Source organism: Enterobacter sp. JS8-1, from assembly GCF_049187015.1.
Lineage (GTDB): Bacteria > Pseudomonadota > Gammaproteobacteria > Enterobacterales > Enterobacteriaceae > Enterobacter > Enterobacter mori.
Window position 1 is genome coordinate 123650 of the sequence record NZ_CP185805.1, and the last position, 14565, is coordinate 138214.

Consider the following 14565-nt stretch of genomic DNA (forward strand, 5'->3'; position numbering starts at 1 on the left):
TTTTCACTGATTTTTTTTCTCTTCGTCCGTCAGGTAACGCACCTTGCGGGTGTAGTCCTGACCTTTGAACAGCAGCGCGTTATCCGGCGATTCAAGATATTTCTGCCATTCGGAGAGAGGGAAACCGCCGTGCGCGCCAATCACCTCTTTCGGTACAACGGCTTCCTGACCACCGATCTTCTTGGAGACCGGCCAGTTCATCCAGTCACCCAGGTTAACCGTTTTTACATCCAGCATGTCCAGCAGCGCGGCGAGCGGCAGCTGATCGGTCGGCGGCTGCGTGTCGTCCATCAGCTCCCAGGTATCCTGGAACAGCGTCAGCCACAGCGGGCAGATGCGGCGCCAGGTTTTTTTGGTTGCCGCAAGAAACGCGCCGTTAACGTGATCGACCAGATACGGACGCACCGTCTCCTTGTAATACGCTGGCACTTTCTCCGCTGGCGCGCCGTCCAGCTTGGCAATCATTTTGCCCTGACGGAAGCTGGAGTAGATGTGCATGTCGGCCATGTTGATCTCGGGCATCTTGAGCAGGTTGAGATCGGAGTCGATCATCAATACGCCTTCACCGCGCGCCTGCAGCGGGGCGTTAAGCTTCACCAGACGGCTGAGGTAGATCTGCTTATAGCGGTAACCTTCCTCACGAACCGGAAGATTCAGCGTCACTACGCGGGTTTTCGGCGGCAGTACCCCGAAGGCGGATTCAGGCTGATCGCTGACGATGACGATCTCGCTGACGGCAGTGGCGTAACGTTCTGCAAACGTCGCTGACAATAACGCTTCTTCGACGAAATCTGCGCCCGTACACGGGATCACGATGGAATCCACCGCAACGAGATCGCGCGTGACCGGAAGGGAAGCGTACGGAATGTTATGTCGCCCGGTGATGTGGCGGTAGCGAGCATTCAGGAATTTAAACATGTTCTTCTCGTTTGGTTAGTGCGCGCCAAGAACGGCTTCGACACCGCTGACATAGTTTTCGATAGCGTAGGTATGGCAGACGTTCTGGTATGCAGCCGCAGCCAGTCGAGCCCGCAGGTCTGCATTCGTCCAGATATTATTCAGATGCTGAGCAAGCTGTGAAACATCGCTCCAGGGGAAGAGCAGCCCCGTTGACTCATGATCAATCAATTCAGCCGTACCCGTCACCTGAGAGCCAATAACAGGGATTTTAAGCAGCATCGCTTCCAGCACTACGCGAGGCAGCCCTTCGCTTTTTGAGGCGAGTATAAACGCGTCAAACGTGGCAAGGTAGTCAAATGGCGTATTCTGGAAGCCCGTGAAAATCACGTTGTTCTCAATGCCCAATTCTTTGGCTTGCGCGGTTAATGCGGCACGCTCCGCACCTTCACCCACCAGCACCATCTTCCATTTTGCGTCGGGTTCCCTGCGGCTAAACTGTGCCAGCGCCGCCAGCGTGTGGTGGTTGGCTTTGCGAGGAATTAACGATCCAATGCTGCCAAAGACAAACGTATCGTCATCAATGTTCAGGCGACGACGCATGGCGCGTCGATCCGGTAAAGGCTGGTGGATGTCGATGGCATTGTTGACCGTTGTGCACAGCTCAGGCCGGACGCCATGCTGAAGTAACACGCGCTCAACGCCGTGCGAGACGGCGATGATTTTTGTGGCATGGGCATTCACCAGCTTTACCAGCGGCGGCGTCAGCACCGGTTCAATGCGGCAGTGCTGGATGATCCGCGCACGCAGTTTAGCTCCCGCCAGGTAACCCTCTTCGTTAGAGCCTGGCTGGTTGTTCATGTACAGCGTATCGAAACCGCCTTCCCTGAAAATCGTCTCGATTTTGCTGACGTTGGGGCGAATACGCCAGAGCGTATCGATATGGCGCGTGACGGCCTTGCGGCCGCTGCGCGAGAAGAAAAGCAGGCTGCGACCCAGTTCTTTTGCAATCTTCGCCCACGCGGGCTGCTTATGCTGAGGGATGACAATTAACGGGATGCCAATGCCATTCAACACCTGACCGATGGTTTGCCCTTCGGCCCGGCTGTAGTCGGAGTAAAAACAACAGGTGATATCAAACTTCTCGCGATTAATGCGCTTCAGAAGTTCGAGCATGCTGTTGGTGCCTCCTCCCCATTCTTTACCGGTATCGAGGAGCAGGATTTTGTGTCGTTGCGGCATCTTTCTACCTTAGTCACCTGTCGCGGGGAAGGGCTTTTTACCCCAACCTTGCCACTGATGCTGGAAATATTGCACCAGCGTACTCTGGCTCACGCTTTCGCTAATTACTGTGAAGAAGCGGGTTGCATGCACCGGTTCAAGCGGCCGTTTTGGCTTGCAGTTTTTTACGCCGCTGAACGGATTACGCGGCTGCGTTGCTGGCGGCTGTGCGCTGCCAGGACGAGACGTATCCACCTGCGGTTCATTGAGTAGATCGCTCGGCCGCACCAGCGTGATATCAGCAGGTAAGGTCGGCAGCATTTGTTGCAGCACGCGCACCGTTGAAGGATGCGGATGGCCGATGGCAATGGCTGAGCCGTTGCGGCGGGCTAGCTGTACAGCACGATTAAACTGCACCCGAATATCCGCTTCATTTTGCGTGTCATCCAGGAACACCTTGCGCTTGATCACCTTCACGCCGGTTCCCTGAGAGGCTCGCAGGGCCTGGCTGTTGCCGATGGTCATGCTGTCGAGGAAATAGAGGTTGTAGCGCTCCAGCGACTGCATCACTTTCAGCATTCCGTACAGGCTGGACGTCATCGCGCTGCCCATGTGGTTATTCAGGCCGACGGCATACGGCACTTTATTGTAGGCGTCGCGGATGATGCGGTCGATCTCATCGCTGCTCATGTCCGGACGAAGCGTGTCTTTTTCCAGCGGCTGTTTGCTAAGCGGTGCCATTGGCAGGTGGATCAGGACCTGATGACCGCTGTTATGGGCCTTGGTCGCCATTTCCCGCGCGTGAGGCGCATTGGGGAGGACCGCAACGGAGATCGCTGACGGCATCGCCAGCACCTGATTTTCATAGTGCGGACGATAACCGAAGTCATCAATGACAATAGCGAGTTTGCCTGCGTATACCGGTGCAGCCAGCGCCAGTGCGCTGGCGACGGAGAGAATCATTCGACGAAATTGAAGCAAAACTTATCTTCCCAACCACGGCTGTGGATTGACCGCCTGACCCTGGCGACGAATTTCGAAATAGAGTGACGGGCGGCCCTGACCGCCACTGCTGCCCACAAGGGCGATGGGTTGACCTGCGCGCACCTGAGTGCCGACGCTGACCAGCGCGCTCTGGTTGTAGCCGTAAAGGCTCATGTCGCCTTTACCGTGTTCGACCACCACGACCAGCCCGTAACCCTGCAGCCAGTCGGCCAGGATCACGCGGCCATCGGCGATGGCTTTCACTTCGCTGCCTTCAGACGCACCGATAACGATCCCTTTCCAACGTAGTTCACCCTGCAGCTGTTCGCCATAGCGATGCAGAATGGAACCGCGAACCGGCCAGTAAGCCTGGCCGCGAGGCGAGCCTAAACCGCCGGTGCGCGACATCAGAGAACGTTCGCTTTCGCTTGGTTTGTAGGTCGTACCTTTTCGGGACGCTTCCTGCTGCTTGTTGCGAACGGCCTGCGCCTCGCGCGCCTCTTTTTCCGCGCGCGCTTTCGCCGCGGCTTCTGCTCGCGCAATGCTGTTACGCAGTTTCGATTCGTTAGCGCGCATTTCGCTCAGCTGGCTCTGACCTTCCTGAATGGAAGACTCAAGGCCGGACAGGGTTTTCTTACGCTCGTTGCGCGCCTGCTCCAGCTTCGCCTGCTGGGCCTGCTGATCGTAGAGCAACGTCTGCTGCTGGGTCTGCTTCTCTTCCAGCTCGGCTTTCTGAGTGGTGACCTCTTCGCGCGTCTGCTTCAACTGCGCGATCGTCTCCTGACGCGCCTGGTTCAGGTAGCCAAAATAGGCCTGCAGACGCTGGCCGCGCTGGCTCTCTTCCCCGCTGAGGATCAGCTGGAGGCCAGTGTGTTCACCCTGACGAAACGCGGCATCAAGCTGTGCGGCAAGATTACGTTCCTGGGCATCACGCTGGCGTTCCAGTTTGGCTATCGATGCGTTCATCTCACCGATCTGTTTGTTCAACTGGGCGAGGGTGTTTTGCGTTTCGCGGAGTTTGCGTGCGGCGGCGGAGATCGCCTCTTCCTGCTGCTTAAGCTGGGCTAGAAGCGAGGAACGCTGTTGCTGTTGCTGGCGTACCGCACGCTCTTTGGCGGCGATATCGGCCTGAATGGATTTCAGCTGGTCGCGGTCATCCGCGTGGGCGGATGCGGCGCACAGCAATACGCCAGCGCTGAGTGCGCTGGCGTAAAACAGAGGTCTGACTGATAACCTAAGCGGCTTCACGACCCATGTGATTGAAAAAATCGCCTTTCCCCTCATGGGGAGCGATTATTCCACGATGAACAGCGGCTTACCAGTCATCTCTTCAGGGATCGGCATGCCCATCAGCGTCAACATGGTTGGCGCGATGTCGGAAAGCTTGCCGCCTTCCACTGCTTTCAGTGATTTATCACCCACATAAATCAGCGGAACAGGCAGGTTAGTGTGCGCGGTGTGTGCCTGGCCGGTCGCCGGGTCGCGCATTTGCTCTGCGTTACCGTGGTCAGCGGTGATCAGCAGCTGGCCACCCACAGATTCAACGGCTTTTGCTACCTGCTCAACACAGTTGTCCAGCGCTTCAACTGCTTTAACCGCTGCTTCCATCACGCCGGTGTGGCCCACCATGTCACCATTCGGGTAGTTACAGATGATGGTGTCGTACTTACCGCTCTTGATGGCCGCAACCAGTTTTTCAGTCAATTCTGCCGAGCTCATCTCTGGCTGCAGATCGTAGGTAGCGACTTTCGGCGAGTTGATCAGAATGCGATCTTCACCTTTGAATGGCTCTTCAACGCCGCCGTTGAAGAAGAAGGTCACGTGCGCGTATTTTTCGGTTTCAGAGATACGCAGCTGCGTTTTGTCGTTCTTCGCCATCCACTCGCCGAAGGTGTTTGCCAGAGATGCTGGCGGATACGCGCAAGGTGCTTTGATGTCTGCGGCGTATTCAGTCAGCTGGATGAAGTCCAGTTTCACCACTTTCTTGCGGGCGAAACCGTCGAAGTCGCTGTTCACGAATGCACGGGTGATTTCACGCGCGCGGTCAGCACGGAAGTTCATGAAGATCAGCGCGTCGCCATCTTCCATGGCGGCATCAGCCTGGCCTTCGGCGCGAATGACGGATGCTTTCACGAATTCATCGTTTTCATCGCGTGCGTAAGCGGCTTCCAGTGCTTCAACGGCGGTCGCGAACTGGAATTCACCTTTTGCCAGGGTCATCAGGTCATAGGCCTGTTCAACGCGATCCCAGCGGTTGTCGCGGTCCATCGCGTAGTAACGACCAATGATGGACGCCACGCGGCCTTTGCCCAGTGCGGCGAATTTCTCTTCGAAGGCTTGCAGAGAGCCTTTTGCGCTGCGTGGCGGCGTATCGCGGCCGTCCAGGAAAGCGTGCAGATAGATTTTTTCCGCACCGCGCTCGGCGGCCAGTTCAACCATAGCCATGATGTGATCTTCGTGGCTGTGCACGCCGCCTGCAGAGAGCAGGCCCATAATGTGCACGGCTTTACCTGCGGCAACGGCTTTATCTACCGCACCTGCGAGCGTTGGGTTGGAGAAGAAGGTGCGTTCTTTGATTTCAACGTCCAGGCGCGTCAGGTCCTGATACACGATACGACCCGCGCCCAGGTTAACGTGACCGACTTCGGAGTTGCCCATCTGGCGGTCCGGCAGGCCCACTTCCAGGCCAGACGCGTCAATCAGGGTATGAGGGCGTTTCGCCCACAGTGCATCCATCACTGGCGTTTTGGCGTTGAAAATAGCGTTATCCTGGCTGTCTTCACGGTAGCCATAGCCATCCAGAATCACCAGTACCATAGGTTTTTTAGAAACCGACATTGCGACAACCTCATGCTCAAGAGACGAAAAATTTGCGTAATTTTACTACAGCTGAATCGATCAAATAGCCGCAGAAGATCAAAGAATGCGTAGAGGCAAGGCACTTCCCAGGACATTTTGAGGCTTTTTTTTCGTGGCATGCCGCAGAAAATCGATTAGCTTATTGTCGCTGGCTGTATTTGCCACAACGCACAGGTATACTCCTGTCCTGGTTTTTTTTAATCACTTAGTCGGGAGTTGTTACCCCCCATGCAAGAAATTATGCAATTCGTTAGCCGCCACCCGGTTCTGAGCATCGCGTGGATTGGCCTGCTGGTCGCTGTGCTGTTCACCACCTTTAAGGGACTGACGTCTAAAATTAAGGTGATCACCCGCGGTGAAGCGACACGTCTGATCAACAAAGAAGACGCCGTCGTCGTCGATTTGCGTCAGCGCGACGATTTCCGCAAAGGTCACATTGCAGGCTCTATTAACCTGCTGCCTGCTGAAATCAAAGCGAACAACATTGGTGAGCTGGAAAAACATAAAGCCCAGCCGATCATCGTTGTTGACGGCACCGGCATGCAGGCGCAGGAATCTGCCAACGCACTGCATAAAGCAGGCTTCGAAAACGTAACGGTACTGAAAGAAGGTATTTCCGGCTGGAGCGGGGAAAATCTTCCTTTAGTTCGCGGTAAATAAGGAGTTCAGTGATGGCCAATATTGAGATCTACACCAAAGCAACTTGCCCGTTCTGCCACCGTGCGAAAGCACTGCTGAACAGCAAAGGCGTAACGTTCCAGGAACTGCCGATCGATGGTGACGCGATTAAACGCGAAGAGATGATCCAACGCAGTGGTCGCACGACGGTTCCGCAGATTTTCATTGATGCGCAGCACATTGGTGGCTGTGATGACTTGTATGCGCTCGACGCCCGTGGTGGACTCGATCCGCTGCTGAGCTAAGAGACTTTAGGACAATTAAAAAGGGTTTTTCCATGTCAGAACAAAACAACACTGAAATGACTTTCCAGATCCAGCGCATCTACACCAAAGATGTCTCTTTCGAAGCGCCAAATGCGCCACACGTTTTCCAGAAAGATTGGCAGCCAGAGGTTAAACTTGATCTTGATACCGCATCCACCCAACTGGCGGATGATGTGTATGAAGTTGTACTGCGTGTGACCGTAACCGCATCTCTGGGCGAAGAAACGGCGTTCCTGTGTGAAGTACAGCAGGGCGGCATCTTCTCCATTGGCGGTATCGAAGGCAACCAGATGGCACATTGCCTGGGTGCATACTGCCCGAACATCCTGTTCCCGTATGCTCGCGAATGCATCACCAGCCTGGTCTCTCGCGGTACATTCCCGCAACTGAACCTTGCGCCAGTTAACTTTGATGCGCTGTTCATGAACTATCTGCAGCAGCAGGCTGGCGAAGGTGCCGAACAACATCAGGATGCCTGATGAGCACTGTTAATGCGTCAATGATTGTGATCGGTGCCGGCTCTTACGGCACCGCTCTTGCCATCACGCTGGCAAGAAATGGTCACGACGTGGTCCTGTGGGGCCACGATCCCAAACATATCGCGACGTTGCAACGCGACCGCTGCAACGTGGCGTTTCTCCCGGACGTTCCGTTCCCTGACTCCCTGCACCTGGAAAGCGACCTCGCGACCGCGCTGGCGGCCAGCCGCAACATTCTGATTGTGGTGCCGAGCCATGTGTTTGGCGAAGTACTGCGTCAGATCAAGCCGCTGATGCGCCCGGATGCACGCATTGTCTGGGCGACAAAAGGGCTGGAAGCGGAAACCGGACGCCTGTTGCAGGACGTAGCCCGCGAAGCGCTGGGCGATGATATCCCGCTTGCGGTGATTTCCGGACCGACGTTTGCCAAAGAGCTTGCTGCTGGCCTGCCGACAGCGATTTCACTGGCATCCACTGACCAGGCCTTCTCTGACGATCTCCAGCAGCTGCTGCACTGCGGCAAGAGCTTCCGCGTCTACAGTAACCCCGATTTCATCGGTGTACAGCTGGGCGGCGCGGTGAAGAACGTGATTGCCATCGGTGCCGGGATGTCCGACGGTATCGGTTTTGGTGCGAACGCACGTACAGCGCTGATCACCCGAGGTCTGACCGAGATGTCGCGCCTGGGCGCAGCGCTGGGTGCCGATCCCGCCACCTTTATGGGCATGGCGGGCCTGGGTGACCTGGTGTTGACCTGTACCGATAACCAGTCTCGTAACCGTCGCTTCGGCATGATGCTCGGTCAGGGCAGCGATGTAAAAAGCGCGCAGGAGAAGATTGGTCAGGTGGTTGAAGGCTACCGCAATACAAAAGAAGTCCGCGAGTTGGCGCACCGTTTCGGTGTCGAAATGCCAATAACCGAGGAAATTTATCAGGTATTGTATTGCGGAAAAAATGCGCGCGAGGCAGCATTGACCTTATTAGGTCGTGCGCGCAAGGACGAGCGCAGCAGTAACTAGTCGGAACCGTTGTCACCTGAATGACCCAGCCAGCGCAGAACTGGCTGGTCATTAACTATCGTCTGGAGTAAGCAATGCCGTGTGAAGAACTGGATATCGTCTGGAACAATATTAAAGCCGAAGCCCGGGCTTTGGCCGACTGCGAGCCTATGCTGGCCAGTTTCTACCACGCGACGCTACTCAAGCACGAAGACCTCGGCAGCGCCCTGAGCTATATGCTCGCCAATAAACTGGCTTCCTCCATCATGCCTGCTATCGCTATTCGTGAAGTGGTGGAAGAGGCATATGCTGCTGACCCGGAGATGATCGCCTCTGCTGCCTGTGATATCCAGGCCGTGCGCACGCGTGACCCGGCGGTCGATAAATACTCCACGCCGCTGCTGTATCTGAAGGGCTTCCACGCGCTTCAGGCTTATCGCATCGGCCACTGGTTATGGAATGAAGGCCGCCGCGCGCTGGCTATCTTCCTGCAAAATCAAGTTTCTGTGACCTTCCAGGTGGACATTCACCCTGCGGCGAAAATTGGTCGTGGCATCATGCTCGACCACGCTACTGGCATTGTTGTCGGCGAAACGGCGGTGATTGAAGATGATGTCTCTATCCTGCAGTCGGTTACCCTGGGAGGTACCGGTAAAACCAGCGGCGATCGCCATCCGAAGATCCGTGAAGGGGTGATGATTGGCGCGGGAGCGAAGATCCTCGGTAATATCGAAGTGGGACGTGGGGCCAAAATAGGGGCGGGCTCAGTTGTGCTGCAGCCTGTACCGCCGCACACCACCGCTGCTGGCGTACCGGCGCGCATTGTCGGTAAACCGGATAGCGATAAACCGTCGATGGATATGGATCAGCACTTCAACGGTATTCATCATACGTTCGAGTATGGCGACGGCATTTAGCCTGTCGGCAACCATTGACAAAAAAGCCCGGTGCATTGACTCACCGGGCTTTTTGTTAGTTGCGGTATAACACTTTGATAATGTGGTATCCGAACTGCGTGTGCAGGGGACCGGTTGGCTCCAGTACCGGGCAAGAGAAGACCACTTTATCGAATGCCGGAACCATCTGGCCCTGGCGGAATTCACCCAGGTCACCGCCACGTTTACCTGACGGACAGATAGAGTGCTTCTTCGCCAGCTTGCCGAAGTCGGCGCCGTTTTTAATCTGTTCCAGAAGATCCTGTGCCAGTTTCTCTTCTTTAACAAGGATATGCAGTGCTGCTGCTGTTTTTGCCATGATCGTGCCTTGAGTCGACTAGTTTACGCTCGGTATACTACCACGCGTTTTTCCTCCTCTCCCGACTTTCATTGAGTGATCTTTTATGCGTTTAAACCCCGGACAACAACAAGCCGTCGAATTCGTCACCGGACCCTGCCTGGTGCTGGCGGGTGCGGGATCGGGCAAAACGCGAGTCATCACCAATAAAATCGCCCACCTGATCCGCGAGTGCGGCTATCAGGCACGCCATATTGCGGCGGTAACGTTTACCAACAAAGCCGCGCGCGAGATGAAAGAGCGTGTGGGGCAGACGCTGGGCCGTAAAGAGGCGCGCGGTCTGATGATCTCCACCTTCCACACGCTGGGGCTGGATATTATTAAACGCGAATACGCGGCGCTGGGGATGAAGTCCAACTTCTCGCTTTTCGATGATACTGACCAGGTGGCGCTGCTTAAAGAGCTGACGGAAGGGCTGATTGAAGATGACAAAGTCCTGCTGCAACAGCTGATCTCGACGATCTCCAACTGGAAAAACGATCTGATGACGCCAGCCCAGGCGGCAGCCAGCGCGAAAGGGGAACGGGATCGTATCTTCGCTCACTGCTATGGTCTGTACGACGCGCACATGAAAGCGTGTAACGTGCTGGATTTCGACGACCTGATCCTGCTGCCGACGTTGCTATTGCAGCGTAATGAAGAGGTGCGCGAGCGCTGGCAGAACAAGATCCGCTACCTGCTGGTGGATGAATATCAGGACACCAACACCAGCCAGTACGAGCTGGTGAAATTGCTGGTAGGGCAACGTGCGCGTTTCACCGTGGTAGGTGACGACGACCAGTCGATCTACTCCTGGCGCGGCGCGCGTCCGCAAAACCTGGTGCTGCTGAGCAAAGATTTCCCGGCGTTGCAGGTGATTAAGCTGGAGCAGAACTACCGTTCGTCCGGTCGCATCCTGAAAGCGGCGAATATCCTGATCGCCAATAACCCACACGTGTTTGAGAAGCGTCTTTTCTCCGAGCTGGGCTACGGTACAGAGCTGAAAGTGCTCAGCGCCAACAATGAAGAACACGAAGCCGAACGCGTCACCGGTGAGCTGATTGCCCATCACTTTGTGAATAAAACGGAGTACAAGGATTACGCAATCCTTTATCGCGGTAATCACCAGTCGCGCGTGTTTGAAAAGATGCTGATGCAGAACCGTATTCCTTACAAAATTTCGGGTGGAACCTCATTCTTCTCGCGCCCGGAAATCAAAGATCTGCTGGCCTATCTGCGCGTGCTGACCAACCCGGATGATGACAGTGCCTTCCTGCGCATTGTGAATACGCCGAAACGCGAGATCGGCCCGGCAACGTTGCAAAAGCTGGGCGAGTGGGCGATGACCCGCAATAAAAGCCTGTTTACCGCCAGCTTTGATATGGGGCTAAGCCAGACGCTGACGGGACGCGGATATGACAACTTAACCCGCTTTACCCACTGGCTTGGTGAAGTACAGCGGCTGGCAGAGCGTGAGCCCGTGGCTGCTGTGCGCGACCTGATCCACGGTATCGACTACGAATCCTGGCTGTACGAAACCTCTGCCAGCCCGAAAGCGGCCGAGATGCGGATGAAAAACGTCAACCAGCTCTTTAGCTGGATGACTGAAATGCTGGAAGGCTCGGACATTGACGAGCCGATGACGCTGACCCAGGTAGTCACCCGCTTTACGCTGCGCGATATGATGGAGCGCGGTGAGAGTGAGGAAGAGGCCGACCAGGTGCAGTTGATGACCCTGCATGCGTCCAAAGGACTGGAATTCCCCTATGTCTATCTGGTCGGTATGGAAGAGGGCTTACTGCCGCATCAGAGCAGCATTGATGAAGATAACGTCGATGAAGAGCGTCGACTGGCCTACGTGGGGATCACCCGCGCGCAGAAAGAGCTGATTTTTACCCTGTGTAAAGAGCGCAGACAGTACGGTGAACTGGTGCGCCCTGAGCCGAGCCGTTTCCTGCTGGAGCTACCTCAGGACGACCTCATCTGGGAGCAGGAACGCAAAGTCATTACCGCGGAAGAGCGCATGCACAAGGGACAGGCTAACGTGGCGAATATTCGCGCCATGCTGGCAAAAGCCAAAGAGAAGGGATAATGGTGAGTAGGCCGGGTAAGGCGAAGCCGCCACCCGGCATGGTTCAGCGACTTACTTTATCTCAAGCGCCCAGTGCACGTAGCTCTGCCACTGGCACTCTTGCTCGATCAGCTCTGCCCCAAGTGGGTGATTATCCAACCAATTTTCCGGTAGCGTCAGCGTGAGCTTTTCATCGTCTGCCACCAGCGTAATTGCCGGGAGGAGATCGTCACGGCGACGGCTGGCAAACAAAATCGCCAGACGAAGTAAACGGCACAGATGCTCGGCCACGCGCGGCGGCACCGCGTTTTGCTGGTGGAGTGAAGAGAGGTCCACGGCATTGGTCTGGTTTAGCAGCAGGGTAGCGAGCAATTTTTTCTGCGCAGGGGTATAGCCCGGCAAATCAAGATTACGCACCAGCCAGGCGGCATGCAGCGGCGCTTGCTTGTACTCAACGCTCAGGCCAATTTCATGCAGTGCACAGGCACTTAGCAGCAAATCGCGACTTAATGGTTCAATATCCCAACGCTGTTTGACCTGGTCCGCAAAGAGCGACGCCAGCTGTCCCACCCGTTGCGCCTGCTCGGTATCCACAATGAAGCGGCGCTGAACGTTACGCAGCGTACGGCTGCGGATGTCCAGATCAACCGACAGATGCAGCATTCCGTAGACCAGACCTTCACGCAGCGCGCCGCCTGCCAGGGTCATGCACTGGATGTTCAGTTCGGTGAAAATGGCGATCAGAATGGCCAGACCGCTTGGAAAAACCAATGCACGCTCAAGCGTCAGGCCTTCAATTTCCAGCTCTTCCAGCCGACCACACTGAATAGCGCGTTGCTTCAGTTGCTGGAGTTTGGCAAGCGTGATCCGCTCGTCCATCCCCTGCGCCATCATGATTTCCTGCAACGCCTGTACGGTTCCGGACGCGCCAACACACACTTTCCAGCCGTGGTAGCGCAATTCGTCCATGACCGGACGCAGCACCTCGCGCGCGGCATTTTCAGCCTCGTCGAAGTTCTCTTGCGCGAGATTGCGGTCGGTAAAGTAGCGCTCAAGCCAGGTCACGCAGCCCATCGACAGGCTGAACAGCGACGTCGCCTGGGCGCCCGTGCCGGTGACCAGTTCAGTGCTCGCTCCGCCAATATCCACCACCAGACGGCGATCGTCACCCCCGGTGGTGTGCGCCACGCCTTGATAGATCAGACGCGCTTCTTCTTCACCGCTAATGACCTGCACCGGGCAACCGAGAATTTCCTGCGCTTTGGCAATAAAATCCACGGCATTAACCGCCAGGCGAAGCGTCGCGGTAGCGACAACGCGGATTTGGGTATGGGGTATGTCCTGCAGGCGCTCAGCAAAGAGGCGCAGACACTGCCAGCCACGTTCCATGGCTTCGGGGGAGAGGTGATTGTCGCTGCTCAGGCCCGCCGCCAGGCGGACCTTGCGCTTAATGCGCGTCAGCGTCTGTATGCTTCCCGCCACCTCGCGCACAACCAGCATATGAAAACTATTCGAACCGAGATCAATTGCCGCATATAGCGAGGTGGAACTGAGCATAATTTCTTAACCTGAACGACGACGATTACGCGGTGCGCCACCAGAACGACGCGGACCATTGCCGGAGCGTGGGCGAGTAAGACGCTTCGGCGGCGGCAGTTCGCTTAACAGCGCTTCCGGGTTGTATTTGCTCTGCGGAATAGAGTGACCGATGTAGGTCTCAATGGCTGGAAGATTCAGCGCATACTCTTCACACGCAAGGCTAATAGAGTGACCGCTTGCGCCCGCACGACCGGTACGACCGATACGGTGTACATAGTCTTCACAGTCATCTGGCAGATCATAGTTAAAAACGTGCGTTACGGCTGGGATGTGCAGACCACGAGCGGCAACGTCGGTTGCGACCAGAATATCGAGATCGCCACGGGTAAATTCTTCAAGAATACGCAGGCGTTTTTTCTGTGCAACGTCGCCGGTCAGCAGACCAACACGGTGACCGTCTGCAGCCAGATGGCCCCAGATATCTTCACAGCGGTGTTTGGTGTTCGCAAAGATGATGGCGCGATCGGGCCATTCTTCTTCGATCAGCGTTTGCAGCAGACGCATTTTCTCTTCATTCGAAGGATAGAAGAGCTCTTCTTTAATGCGGTGACCTGTTTTCTGCTCTGGCTCCACTTCCACATACTCGGCGTTGTTCATTTGTTCGAACGCCAGTTCGCGAACGCGGTAAGAAAGGGTTGCAGAGAACAGCATGTTCAGACGCTGATTCGCAGCAGGCATGCGGCGGAACAGCCAGCGGATGTCTTTAATGAAGCCCAGATCGTACATACGGTCGGCTTCATCCAGCACGACAACCTGGATGGCACCGAGGTTGATATGGTTCTGTTTGGCGTAGTCGATAAGACGGCCAGTGGTACCGATCAGGATATCCACACCGCTTTCCAGCACTTTCAGCTGCTTATCGTAGCCGTCGCCGCCATAGGCCAGGCCAAGCTTCAGGCCAGTAGCCTGCGCCAGGGGTTCAGCGTCTGCGTGGATCTGTACCGCCAGTTCTCGCGTCGGGGCCATAATAAGCGCGCGCGGCTGGTTAACTTTGCGGTCTGCAATCGCTGGATGAGACAGTAAATAATGAAACGCTGACGTTAAGAACGCCATCGTTTTGCCAGTACCGGTTTGCGCCTGCCCTGCAACATCGCGACCGGCCAGCGTAAGCGGCAGGGCGAGAGCCTGAATGGGCGTGCAGTTATGAAACCCTTTATTTTCAAGGGCTTCAATCACTTTTGGGTGCAGGGCGAAGTCGGAAAACTTCTGTTCTGTTAAATGTGTTTTGCTCATAGTGTGGT

At 55.8% G+C, this 14565-nt stretch carries 14 protein-coding genes; 6 read left to right on the forward strand and 8 right to left on the reverse strand.

Annotated features, from left to right (window positions below; all coding sequences use genetic code 11):
* Nucleotides 1-3: 3 nt before the first annotated feature.
* From ACOQH0_RS00615 to gpmM, 5 genes are read right to left on the reverse strand one after another with little or no spacing between them, the layout of a single operon-like run.
* On the reverse strand, nucleotides 4-918 hold the full coding sequence (locus ACOQH0_RS00615; protein WP_237845266.1) for a hypothetical protein: 915 nt from the start codon (nucleotides 916-918) through the stop codon (nucleotides 4-6).
* A 15-nt stretch (nucleotides 919-933) separates the two neighbouring features.
* Nucleotides 934-2139 carry a glycosyltransferase gene (locus ACOQH0_RS00620; RefSeq protein ID WP_421511340.1) on the reverse strand — a complete coding sequence of 402 codons (1206 nt, stop codon included), beginning with the start codon at nucleotides 2137-2139 and terminating at the stop codon, nucleotides 934-936.
* A gap of 9 nt (nucleotides 2140-2148) precedes the next feature.
* On the reverse strand, nucleotides 2149-3099 hold the full coding sequence (locus tag ACOQH0_RS00625; protein ID WP_089598268.1) for a divergent polysaccharide deacetylase family protein: 951 nt from the start codon (nucleotides 3097-3099) through the stop codon (nucleotides 2149-2151).
* Nucleotides 3100-3102: 3 nt separating this feature from the next.
* Complete coding sequence (gene envC, locus ACOQH0_RS00630) at nucleotides 3103-4362, reverse strand: murein hydrolase activator EnvC (protein WP_421512393.1); 1260 nt, start codon at nucleotides 4360-4362, stop codon at nucleotides 3103-3105.
* 33 nt (nucleotides 4363-4395) lie between these two features.
* Entirely contained in the window at nucleotides 4396-5940 is a 1545-nt protein-coding gene (gene gpmM, locus ACOQH0_RS00635; protein ID WP_421511341.1) for a 2,3-bisphosphoglycerate-independent phosphoglycerate mutase, read from the reverse strand.
* A gap of 249 nt (nucleotides 5941-6189) precedes the next feature.
* On the opposite strand from gpmM, the gene ACOQH0_RS00640 reads away from it, so the two are divergent.
* From ACOQH0_RS00640 to cysE, 5 genes are all read left to right on the forward strand, one after another.
* Nucleotides 6190-6621, forward strand: a complete 432-nt coding sequence (locus ACOQH0_RS00640; protein WP_010426372.1) for a rhodanese-like domain-containing protein — start codon at nucleotides 6190-6192, stop codon at nucleotides 6619-6621.
* A gap of 11 nt (nucleotides 6622-6632) precedes the next feature.
* Nucleotides 6633-6884, forward strand: a complete 252-nt coding sequence (gene grxC / locus ACOQH0_RS00645; RefSeq protein ID WP_010426371.1) for a glutaredoxin 3 — start codon at nucleotides 6633-6635, stop codon at nucleotides 6882-6884.
* A 32-nt stretch (nucleotides 6885-6916) separates the two neighbouring features.
* A complete protein-coding gene (gene secB / locus ACOQH0_RS00650) occupies nucleotides 6917-7384 on the forward strand; it encodes a protein-export chaperone SecB (protein WP_003860835.1) in 468 nt (155 codons plus the stop codon).
* Entirely contained in the window at nucleotides 7384-8403 is a 1020-nt protein-coding gene (gene gpsA, locus ACOQH0_RS00655) for an NAD(P)H-dependent glycerol-3-phosphate dehydrogenase (RefSeq protein WP_010426366.1), read from the forward strand. Before secB ends, gpsA begins: the two co-directional genes overlap by 1 nt.
* 74 nt (nucleotides 8404-8477) lie before the next feature.
* Complete coding sequence (gene cysE, locus ACOQH0_RS00660; RefSeq protein ID WP_010426365.1) at nucleotides 8478-9299, forward strand: serine O-acetyltransferase; 822 nt, start codon at nucleotides 8478-8480, stop codon at nucleotides 9297-9299.
* A gap of 55 nt (nucleotides 9300-9354) precedes the next feature.
* On the opposite strand, the gene ppiC is transcribed toward cysE, so the two are convergent.
* Complete coding sequence (gene ppiC / locus ACOQH0_RS00665; protein WP_006812396.1) at nucleotides 9355-9636, reverse strand: peptidylprolyl isomerase PpiC; 282 nt, start codon at nucleotides 9634-9636, stop codon at nucleotides 9355-9357.
* 85 nt (nucleotides 9637-9721) lie between these two features.
* Between ppiC and rep the strand changes: the two genes are divergently transcribed.
* The gene (gene rep / locus ACOQH0_RS00670) at nucleotides 9722-11746 is read left to right on the forward strand and encodes a DNA helicase Rep (RefSeq protein WP_010426362.1); all 2025 of its coding nucleotides are present in this window, start codon (nucleotides 9722-9724) and stop codon (nucleotides 11744-11746) included.
* Nucleotides 11747-11797: 51 nt separating this feature from the next.
* Here the strand turns inward: rep and gppA are convergent, their stop codons facing one another.
* Together gppA and rhlB are read right to left on the reverse strand one after the other, a co-directional pair.
* Nucleotides 11798-13282 (reverse strand): guanosine-5'-triphosphate,3'-diphosphate diphosphatase, encoded by a 1485-nt coding sequence (gene gppA, locus ACOQH0_RS00675; RefSeq protein WP_182946174.1) that lies wholly within the window; start codon nucleotides 13280-13282, stop codon nucleotides 11798-11800.
* 6 nt (nucleotides 13283-13288) lie between these two features.
* Nucleotides 13289-14557: an ATP-dependent RNA helicase RhlB gene (gene rhlB / locus ACOQH0_RS00680; RefSeq protein WP_421511342.1), complete on the reverse strand. Its 1269-nt coding sequence runs from the start codon at nucleotides 14555-14557 to the stop codon at nucleotides 13289-13291.
* Between the last annotated feature and the right edge of the window lie 8 nt (nucleotides 14558-14565).

What these genes read in the sequence shown, in the direction of transcription:
- ppiC (WP_006812396.1), bottom strand. Translation starts at nt 9,636, where the DNA reads ATGGCAAAAACAGCAGCAGCACTGCATATCCTTGTTAAAGAAGAGAAA.
- rep (WP_010426362.1), top strand. Translation starts at nt 9,722, where the DNA reads ATGCGTTTAAACCCCGGACAACAACAAGCCGTCGAATTCGTCACCGGA.
- ACOQH0_RS00615 (WP_237845266.1), bottom strand. Translation starts at nt 918, where the DNA reads ATGTTTAAATTCCTGAATGCTCGCTACCGCCACATCACCGGGCGACAT.
- grxC (WP_010426371.1), top strand. Translation starts at nt 6,633, where the DNA reads ATGGCCAATATTGAGATCTACACCAAAGCAACTTGCCCGTTCTGCCAC.
- cysE (WP_010426365.1), top strand. Translation starts at nt 8,478, where the DNA reads ATGCCGTGTGAAGAACTGGATATCGTCTGGAACAATATTAAAGCCGAA.
- ACOQH0_RS00640 (WP_010426372.1), top strand. Translation starts at nt 6,190, where the DNA reads ATGCAAGAAATTATGCAATTCGTTAGCCGCCACCCGGTTCTGAGCATC.
- gpmM (WP_421511341.1), bottom strand. Translation starts at nt 5,940, where the DNA reads ATGTCGGTTTCTAAAAAACCTATGGTACTGGTGATTCTGGATGGCTAT.
- secB (WP_003860835.1), top strand. Translation starts at nt 6,917, where the DNA reads ATGTCAGAACAAAACAACACTGAAATGACTTTCCAGATCCAGCGCATC.
- gpsA (WP_010426366.1), top strand. Translation starts at nt 7,384, where the DNA reads ATGAGCACTGTTAATGCGTCAATGATTGTGATCGGTGCCGGCTCTTAC.
- gppA (WP_182946174.1), bottom strand. Translation starts at nt 13,282, where the DNA reads ATGCTCAGTTCCACCTCGCTATATGCGGCAATTGATCTCGGTTCGAAT.
- rhlB (WP_421511342.1), bottom strand. Translation starts at nt 14,557, where the DNA reads ATGAGCAAAACACATTTAACAGAACAGAAGTTTTCCGACTTCGCCCTG.
- ACOQH0_RS00620 (WP_421511340.1), bottom strand. Translation starts at nt 2,139, where the DNA reads ATGCCGCAACGACACAAAATCCTGCTCCTCGATACCGGTAAAGAATGG.